Source organism: Rhodococcus mengyinensis (genome assembly GCF_048381435.1).
In the GTDB taxonomy this organism is placed as follows: Bacteria; Actinomycetota; Actinomycetes; order Mycobacteriales; family Mycobacteriaceae; genus Rhodococcus_F; species Rhodococcus_F opacus_D.
Window position 1 is genome coordinate 1 of record NZ_JBLWIT010000119.1, and the last position, 9,133, is coordinate 9,133.

6 protein-coding genes are annotated in these 9,133 nt (G+C 64.1%); all 6 read right to left on the reverse strand.

The features are described from left to right. A partial coding sequence (locus ACNJ7E_RS26850) for a RidA family protein (RefSeq protein WP_418341382.1) occupies window positions 1-362 on the reverse strand: 362 nt, incomplete at its 3' end. A gap of 29 nt (window positions 363-391) precedes the next feature. Continuing rightward, window positions 392-1,564: an LLM class flavin-dependent oxidoreductase gene (locus ACNJ7E_RS26855; RefSeq protein ID WP_043782889.1), complete on the reverse strand. Its 1,173-nt coding sequence runs from the start codon at window positions 1,562-1,564 to the stop codon at window positions 392-394. A gap of 742 nt (window positions 1,565-2,306) precedes the next feature. After that, window positions 2,307-4,664: an ATP-binding protein gene (locus ACNJ7E_RS26860; RefSeq protein WP_418341383.1), complete on the reverse strand. Its 2,358-nt coding sequence runs from the start codon at window positions 4,662-4,664 to the stop codon at window positions 2,307-2,309. Window positions 4,665-5,078: 414 nt separating this feature from the next. Next, entirely contained in the window at window positions 5,079-6,341 is a 1,263-nt protein-coding gene (locus ACNJ7E_RS26865) for a bifunctional 3,4-dihydroxy-2-butanone-4-phosphate synthase/GTP cyclohydrolase II (protein WP_418341384.1), read from the reverse strand. 63 nt (window positions 6,342-6,404) lie between these two features. Continuing rightward, window positions 6,405-7,589: a thiolase family protein gene (locus ACNJ7E_RS26870; RefSeq protein WP_280785204.1), complete on the reverse strand. Its 1,185-nt coding sequence runs from the start codon at window positions 7,587-7,589 to the stop codon at window positions 6,405-6,407. Between the two features lie 31 nt (window positions 7,590-7,620). Further along, the gene (locus tag ACNJ7E_RS26875; RefSeq protein ID WP_418341135.1) at window positions 7,621-9,033 is read right to left on the reverse strand and encodes an aldehyde dehydrogenase family protein; all 1,413 of its coding nucleotides are present in this window, start codon (window positions 9,031-9,033) and stop codon (window positions 7,621-7,623) included. Window positions 9,034-9,133: the final 100 nt, after the last annotated feature.

Genomic DNA, 9,133 nt, shown 5'->3' on the forward strand with positions numbered 1-9,133 from the left:
TCGATCTCGACGCGGCAGTCGCCGGCGATGCCGACGACGAGCGTCGTGCGCGCCGGGTACGGGCCTTCGCCGAAGACCTCGGTGTACGCGGTCCAGAACTCCTTGCGATACGAATCGTCGGCCAGGTAACACGTCGTCTTCACCACGTCCCCGAGCGTGCAGCCGACAGTCTCGAGGATCCCCTGGATCTCCTCCAGCGCGATCTTCGTCTCGTTCGCGACGGTGTCGGCCTCCGGCTTACGCGCCAGCGTCTCCAGATCCAGCGCCATGCCGCCGCAGAACACGTAGTCCTTGGTCGCCACACCCGGATTCATTCCGAATCGAGGGTAGGGAAGGTTGCCTGGGTTGAGGTATTCCGCCATGAGCATTCCTTCCGTGAGGGCTTCGTCGATCACTGCGCAGCCGCGAGGGTGGAGTCGAGCTTGCGCACCTCAGGCATGACCTCGGCCGCGAACAACTCGAGGGAACGATCCACCTCGTCATGTGCCACACCGGGAAAGCCCATCTGCAGCAACCAATTCTGAATGCCATGCGACCTGGTCAGCCGCGTCATCTTCTCGGTCACACTCGCCGCCGAGCCGATCATCAGGTGATCGCGCTCCATCAGCAGATCGAACGGATCCATCTCTTTGAACCGCGGATCTTCCGGATCCTCGTCGGCGTCGAGCCACACCCCGATGCCACGGACCCGGCATACGAACTCGAAGAACTCCACCACACTCGCCTCGGTGACCCGACGCGCCTGCTCATCGGTCTCGGCGATGTAGCACAGTCGCAGCACCCCGACATCCTCCCCCAGGTCCGGCGTCGCGCCGGTGACAGCCGCCTTCTCCTCCCGATAGAGGTCGAGCAGATTGCGCAGCACCTGACCGGTCGGATACCAGGTAATCGGCTTGAGACCCTTCTGCGCCGCACCACGGAACCCCTCCACCGACTCGGTCACCGCGAACAGCGGCGGCATCGGCTGTTGAAACGGCTGCGGCGTCATCCCGAACGCCTTCAGATAGCCCTGCTCGTCGACCCAGCCCTCCGGCATCGGCGCCCCCGGCGAGTGAATGAACTTCGTCCCCGGCTCCGGGAATGTGTAGCGCGGCCCCTTCCAACTGAACAGATCCTCCGTCCAGATCCTGCGGACGATCTCCAGGTTCTCCTCGAAGATCGCCCGGCTGTTGTCCGAGCCATTCCACCGACTCGCTGCAGGATTGAGGTTCATCACCTCGATCGGCAGGATCCCGCGACCGAACGCCACATCCAACCGGCCCTCGCTGAAATGATCGAGCAACGCAAGATCCTCCGCGACCCGCAACGGATGCCACAACGTCAGCGACACCGCAGCCATCCCGAACCGGATCCGGTTCGTCCGAGCGGCCAGATCCGTCGCTAGCATGATCGGATTCGGGCTCGCATCCGTCCCGTCGGTGTCGAAATGATGCTCACCCAACCAAATCCGGTCAAACCCCGACTCGTCCGCCATCACGGCATGACGCCGCGTCGCCTCCAGCACCTCATGCCAGGACAACTCGCCCGAACGATTCGTCAACGCATACAGCAGATCAATTTTCATTTTCACTCCAAGTTCATTGGCTCTCGCCCATATTTCGGACAAGGACCGCATTGCTGTCCAAGCCCGTACCCGAAGGCTGACCTCGGGGGCCCAACCGTTCAGGTGATTCCCATCACATGAGAATCGCTGCAGCCACGCCTTGGTGCCAGCGGGAAATTACCTATCCGCTACCTATTGGCCGTACCCGCGTACTACGTAGGTGGGCATGGTGAGGATGGGTGCCGTGGTATGCCCAGGTCGCCGGCTGGTCGGCAGTGGCCACCCGCCCATGTCAGTTCTATGGTCCCTTCCTGGGACGCGGGCGCATGCGGGAAGATCGGGTGCGGTCTCTCACCGAGGTCGGTCATTCTTGGCGCCGGTAACCCCTGAATATCGGTTTGATCCGGGGAGCCGATGGTAGGGGCGCGTTGTTGCCATGACCACGAGGGTCCACCTCTTGTCTTACCTGTTCGGTTCCTGCGGGCGGCCCCGTTCATGCAATCGGTTTCGTGGGAGCGACTTTCGTCATGGATGGGTCGCCGATGTCAAACTGTTAGCGGAACGGGTCGCGGCGCTGGATCTCGGCAAGGCCGTTCTCGCGGCGTGTGTGCGGGTGCCGCACCCACAAGCGGCAGCCACTTAGGTCGCACACGGTGCGGACATGGTGCCGCTGTCAGCGCCTCGATTGGGATCACCAAAGATGCGCACTCGCCGTGCGGACGGTCCGTTCTCGGATCAGCCCCAGCTCGGACGAGAAGGTGGCTCAGCTGCCGGGTTTCTGTTCGTGGACCCACGCGGCAAGTTGCGTACGCGAGGTGAAGCCGAGTTTGACGAGGGAGTGCTCGACGTGACCTTCGACGGTGCGTTGGGAAATTACAAGCCGGTCGGCAATTGCCCTGTTACTCAGTCCTTCGGCGACCAGTTCAGCCACTTGTTGCTCGCGTCGGGTGAGGCTGAGGGCCTCGCCACTCGTCGCGGGCACCTCGGCCCGCGTTTCTTCACCCAAGGCGTAGGCAACCGCCTCGTCCGCGCTCAGTGCTGCGCCTCGCTTCATTGCGGCCTCAAATGCTCTTTCACCGAGAGAGGTTCGAGCGTGCTGCCGAGACTTCTCGTGCAAAGTGGCAGTGTTTGTCAGAGCGGGTGCGCGACCACCGGTAGCGCTGAACAGTACGTCCGCAGCGCCCAGCAGCACTGTGGACCGTTCCGGCCTCTGTTCGACGTCGGTCCACGCAAATTGCTCGAGCGCCCAGGCGTAGCTCAGCTGACTTCCCACCATCCGGGACAGCCGCAGACCGTCCTCGAGGAGCGCGGTTCCACGCTCACGTTCTCCGTGCTGCCACATCGCGAAACCATAGTCACACAGCGCCATTGCTCGCCATATTCTTTCCTCCCGCGACTCGGTGAGCGCGATGAGCTCCTCGTAGCTCTCTGTAGCTCGCTGGATGTCGCCGGTCATCTCGAAGGCGAGCGCCAGCCAGACCAGTGCCGGCACCAGCTGATTGAGATCGCCTTCGGGACGGAAGACGTTGATCGCGTTCTCGAGGCTGGCGATACCTGTCCGAAGCTCTCCGTTGGAGACGGCGAGGCACCCCTCCGCGAAGGCGACCAACGCATCGAGGTCGGCATCCCCGACCCGGGCAGCCAGCAGTCGTGCCTGGTCCGTCGATACGGTGCCGGCGGCAACGTCGCCCTGCAACGCGGCCAGCATGCTGCTGGTGCACAAAGCCTCGATCCGGTCGAAGGGTTGCTGACCTTCCTGACTTGTGAGTGCACGATCGAGCCAGTGACGGCCTTCGCTGAACAACCCTCGCACGAACCAGAATTGATACATCGCGGTGACGATGCGCATGCCCGCTTCTGCCTCGCCGTCCTCGCTGAGGCAGAACTCCATGGCGTCGCGCAGATTCGGCTGCTCACGCTCCAGTCTGGCGATCCACTCCATCTGCAGCGGACCGATCCATTCGGTCTTCGCGCGGAGCACGAGTTGCTCGTACCAATCTCTATGCCTTTTTCGAAGCTCCCAGTATCCGCCGGCTTCGTATAATTTCTCTCGTCCGTATTCACGAATCGTGTCCAGCAGTCGATACCGCACCACCGACCCGACCTCTTCGCGGATCAAAACCGACTTATCGATCAGAGACGTGAGCAGATCGAGTAACTCTCCGTCAGGCGGGTCCGCGGCGAGGACCCCCTCGGCAGCGTCGAGCTCGAAACCACCGGCGAACACCGCCAGCCGAGCCCATAACCACTGTTCCTGCGACGAGCACAGGTCATAGCTCCAGTCGATGCACAACCTCAAGGTCTGCTGCCTCGTCGGTGTTCCTCTGCCGCCTAGCGTGAGAAGTCGGAGTCTGTCGCCGAGGCGCTCCCTTATCTGCTCGACCGACATCGCCCGCAATCGTGCCGCTGCCAGTTCGATCGGCAAGGGCAGGCCCTCCAGACGCCGGCAGATTTCAGCCACTGTGCCCATGTTGTCCTCGGTGAGCCTGAAACCCGGCACTGCGGCGCCCGCACGCTGCTCGAACAGGGTCACCGCGTCATATCGGGAAATCTCGCGTAGCGTCGCCGTCGATCGCGTCAGCTCCGGCAGCGACAGCGGGGGTACTCGAACCACTACCTCCCCACGAATGTCGAGAGACGCACGGCTCGTGGCGAGGATTTGGACACCTGGGCACGTCCGCAGTACGACCTGTGCAACGCCTGCAACTGCCTCGACTAGATGCTCGCAATTGTCCAGGACTAACAGAATCCGTTTTTCCGCCAGCTGTTCGGTGAGCACAGTCATGGGCGGCCGAACGGAGTGATCCTGTAAACCCAGCGCACCCGACACGGCCTGTCCGAGCAGGTCCCCGTCGTGTAGTTCACCCAGTTCGACGAACCAGACACCGTCGTCGTATTTCCTGCGCGAAACGTCGCCGATCCGCAGGGCGAGCCGGGTCTTGCCCACGCCGCCGGCGCCGATGAGAGTTACCAGCCGCGATCCGGACAGCAGCTGGCGGGTGTCTGCCAGCTCGTGCCGACGGCCGACGAAGCTGGTCAGGTCGAGTGGAAGATTTCCGGATTTGCCTCGCTTCGACTTGGCATGCACTCCGATGTCCGCGGGGGGCTCACTTTCGGGCATGGCCGCATCCATTATCGAACCGGCACATTACGCAGGAGACTGAATTGACGGGCGCGTCCGGTGCCCCGAGCCGATCGGCCAATCCGAAAGAAGTCGGCCGTACAGTCATGCGCCACCTCTTGACAAGTCGTGCCCACTATACGATGTACGTTCTACAGCCTGGTGACGGCGAGTTCAACTCCCCTGGCCCGCTCGACTGCGGGCGTCACCGCGGTGTTGGCCAGTCCCGCGAGTTTCACGCTTCGACCCGGTCGTCGGATGCGGCGAGGGAGTTCCCTCGTGAACGGATTGTCTGTTCCGATTCCAACGGGCGGCTCGTAGTCCGATTTCACGGCGGGCGTTCCGACCCGATCGAGCAAGCACGCAGCGCACCGGGCCGACGTTTTTCTTTGCTGTGACGAGCCGGGCTGTTGCTCAGCCGATGGCGGTGATACCTCGCTCCCTCACGGGAGTCGCCGGGCACAGGTCGGGGAGGTCGTGTCCCATCCGGTCCCGTTTGGTCTGCAGGTAACCGAGATTGTGGTTGTTCGGCCGCGGCAGTAGCGGAACACGTGCTGCGACCTCGATGCCTGCATCCTGCAGACAGGTCACCTTCTGCGGATTGTTCGTCAGCAATCGCACCGACCCGATCCCCAGATCTCGCACGATCTGCGCAGCCGTCCCGTAGTGCCGGGCATCAATCGGCAGACCGAGATCCAGATTCGCGTCGACGGTGTCCCGGCCGAAGTCCTGCAGACTGTAGGCCTGCAGCTTCGCCGCCAGTCCGATGCCGCGCCCTTCGTGCCCACGCAGGTAGATCACGACACCGCGGCCTTCGCATCTGATCCGCTCCATCGCTTCGGTCAGTTGCGGCCCACAATCGCAGCGACACGATCCGAAGACGTCACCGGTCAGGCACTCCGAATGCACTCGTGTCAGCACCGGGGCGGCATCGGAGATGTCGCCGTGCACCAGCGCGATGTGCTCGGTGCCGTCGGTTTCCACGCGATATCCGAAGGCAGTGAAGTCGCCGTGCCGTGTCGGCAGCCGGGTCGCGGCGACCCTCTCCACGAGCAACTCGTGCCGGCGCCGGTATCCCACCACACTGTCGATGGAGATCATCGCCAGACCGTGGGTGTCAGCGAAGTCCCGCAGCTCAGGAGCCCGTTTCATGGTGCCGTCGTCGTTGACGACCTCCACCAGCACACCCGCCGGAGCCAACCCCGCCATCGTGGCCAGATCCACTGCGGCCTCGGTATGGCCGCGCCGCACCAACACCCCGCCCGGGCGGTAGCGAAGCGGGAAGACGTGACCGGGCCGCGTCAGATCCGACGGCACCGAACCCGCACCGGCAAGCACCCGAGCAGTCCGTGCACGATCGGCCGCAGAGATCCCGGTGCTCACACCGTCGGCCGCGTCCACTGACACCGTGTACGCCGTGCGCATCCGGTCCTGGTTGTGCGGGGTCATCAACGGAATGTCCAGCCGGTCGAGCATCTGAGGCGCCATCGGCACACAGATCACCCCACTGGAATACCGAATGGTGAACGCCATCAGCTCCGGTGTGGCCTTCTCCGCGGCGAAGATGATGTCACCTTCGTTCTCCCGGTCCTCGTCGTCGACCACCACGACCGCCTTCCCGGCCGCGATGTCGGCGATTGCCCGCTCCACACTGTCCAGACGGACTCTGTCGCTCATGGGAGTGCTCCTGCCTTCTCAATGGGAGGTGCGGGACGCTCTGGGAAGGGCGTCCCGCACCCGTCAATCTCTTTCCAGAATGAGTGCGTTTGCCATGCCGCCCGCCTCGCATACCGTCTGCAACCCGCGTCGCTGGTCGGCGTCTTCCATCGCATGCAGCATCGTCGTCAGCAACCGGCAACCAGTCGCTCCGAGCGGATGACCGAGCGCGATCGCTCCCCCTCGCGGATTCAGGCGGTCGATGTCGACCTCGAGATCCGACTGCCACGCCAGCGGCACCGAGGCGAAGGCCTCGTTGACCTCGAAGTGATCGATCTGATCGATCGCCAGGCCGGTCCGGGCCAGGATCTCCCGTGTCGCCGCGATCGGCGCCGTCAGCATCATCAACGGATCGTCACCGCAGGCGTAGAAGGACCGGAGTCGGGCCCGGGGACGCCAGCCCATTCGCCTGGCCGCCCGTTCGCTGGCGATCAGCACCGCGCTGGCGCCGTCGGTCAATTGGGACGAGTTCGCCGGCGTGACGTGCCATCGCAATTCCGGGAACCGTTCGGCGTACTCCTCGGTGCGGAAGGACGGTGTCAGCGCCGCGATCGAGTCGAGGGTGGTACCGGGACGAATGGTCTCGTCCCGGTACACCGTCTCATCCGTGGCCGGCACGCGAATGGGCACGATCTCGCGCACGAAAGCGTCGGCGGAGTCCGCCCGCGCCGCGAGTTGATGTGAACGCGCGGCGAACTCGTCGAGTTGTTTCCGGTCGAGATTCCACCGGTGCGCGATGAGTTCGGCTGCGACACCCTGGGGTAGCAGTCCCGGAGCGTACCGCTCGTTCACCGAGGGACCGTAGATGTCAGCACCCTGACGATTCGATCCCATCGGCACACGGCTCATCGACTCGACGCCGGCCGCGATCACGATGTCGTAGGACCCCGCCATCACGCCTTGCGCCGCGAACTGCAACGCCTGCTGACCGGAGCCGCACTTGCGCTCGATGGTCACAGACGGCACCCGCTCCGGCAGCCCCGCCGCCAGCCACGCCATCCGCCCGATGTTGCCGGACTGCTCGGAGGACTGCGTGACACACCCGACCAGTAGATCGTCGACCTCGCCGGGATCCACCGCCGTTCGCTCCACCAGCGCGGAAACCACCTGCGCCAGCAGCTCGACCGGATGAACACCGGCCAGTGCGCCAGCCGGGCGGGCTCGGCCCATCGGCGACCGGACCGCGTCGATGACGACCGCGGAGTTCATGTCGCGCTCCCACTGGTTCGCCGCATAGTGCTCACCATCGGGTGACGACCAGCTTCTGATCGGTGAAGAAATCCAACGGCGCAGCACCACACACATGCAGGTCACCGTAGAACGAGGCACCGTACCCACCCATCGTCATATTCGCCGGCGGCGCCGGAAACGCATTGACACCCACATTCCCGGCCCGGATACCCCGCTCGAACTCCGCCGCCACCGCACCAGAGCTGGTGAACACCGCTGCAGCGTTACCGAACTCGGTATCATTCGACAACGCGATCGCCTCCACGAGCGTATCCACCCGATGCACATTGATCACCGGACCGAACAACTCCCGACCCTCCACCCCGTGCCGCGGATCCAAATCGGCCACGATCGTCGGCCCGATGAAATAGCCGTTCTCCGACCCCGCCCCACCCACCGGCTTCACATTCCGACCATCGAGGACGAACGTCGCACCCAGATCCTCCGCCTCCCCCAGCGCCGCCAGGATCCGCACCTTGCTCTCGGCGCTGACGACCGGGCCCATCGTCACACCCTCGTCCATACCGTCACCGACCACCAACTGATCGGCCAACGCCACCACCCGGTCCATCAGATCGCCGTAGACATCACCAACCACCACGACCCGACTCCCCGCCAGGCACCGCTGACCCGCCATCCCATAGGACGAGGACACGATCCCGGCCGCCGCCCTATCGAGATCCGCATCCGCGGCCACCACGATCGGATTCTTCGCACCACCATTGGCCTGCACCCGCTTCCCGGCCGCTGCCGCCGCCCCGTAGATCGCCCGCGCCGTCGGCGACGACGTGATGCACGAGACCGCCACCACCGACGGGTGGGCGATCAGGTGCTTGACCACATCCGCCCGGCCGTGCACCAAGTTCAGCACCCCATCCGGCAGACCCGACTGCTGCAGCAACCGAATCGCCGCGGTGGACGCGAGCGGATCCTGCTCGGACGCCTTGATGATCAACGCATTACCCGTGACCAGAGCCCACGCCGAGAACTGCACCGTGTTCATCACCGGGAAGTTCGACGGCGTCACCGCCACACACACCCCCAACGGCTCCCGCACCCGCCGCGCATCCACACCAGTGGTGACATTCACGGCGTCGCTGTGATACAGCATCGGAGCGGCAATCGCCGTCTCCAGGAAATCGACGGCCCGCCCCACCTCACCGCGCGCCTCATCCAACGTCTTACCCTGATCGATCGTGATCGTGCGCGCCAACGACTCGACATTGTCCTCGAGGATCACCTTCATCCGATACAAAAACCGCACCCGCTCCGACAACGGCCGCGAACCCCAGTCACCGAAGGCGCGAGACGCAGCCACCACAGCCGCCTCCGCATCCTCGATCGTCGCCGGAACCAACTCCGTAATCACCAGCCCCGTCGCAGGATTGAACACCTCGACGGCATCCGCTCCCGACCCCGGCACCCACCGACCACCAATCAAACACGCAGCCGTCAAATCCACATCGCAGATTGTCACTATTCAAACCCTCACTACTCGAAAATCGTTGGTAGGTGCCGCCGAC

Coding starts and splice junctions, on each gene's coding strand:
- ACNJ7E_RS26855 (WP_043782889.1), bottom strand. CDS start 1,564: ATGAAAATTGATCTGCTGTATGCGTTGACGAATCGTTCGGGCGAGTTG.
- ACNJ7E_RS26860 (WP_418341383.1), bottom strand. CDS start 4,664: ATGCCCGAAAGTGAGCCCCCCGCGGACATCGGAGTGCATGCCAAGTCG.
- ACNJ7E_RS26865 (WP_418341384.1), bottom strand. CDS start 6,341: ATGAGCGACAGAGTCCGTCTGGACAGTGTGGAGCGGGCAATCGCCGAC.
- ACNJ7E_RS26870 (WP_280785204.1), bottom strand. CDS start 7,589: ATGAACTCCGCGGTCGTCATCGACGCGGTCCGGTCGCCGATGGGCCGA.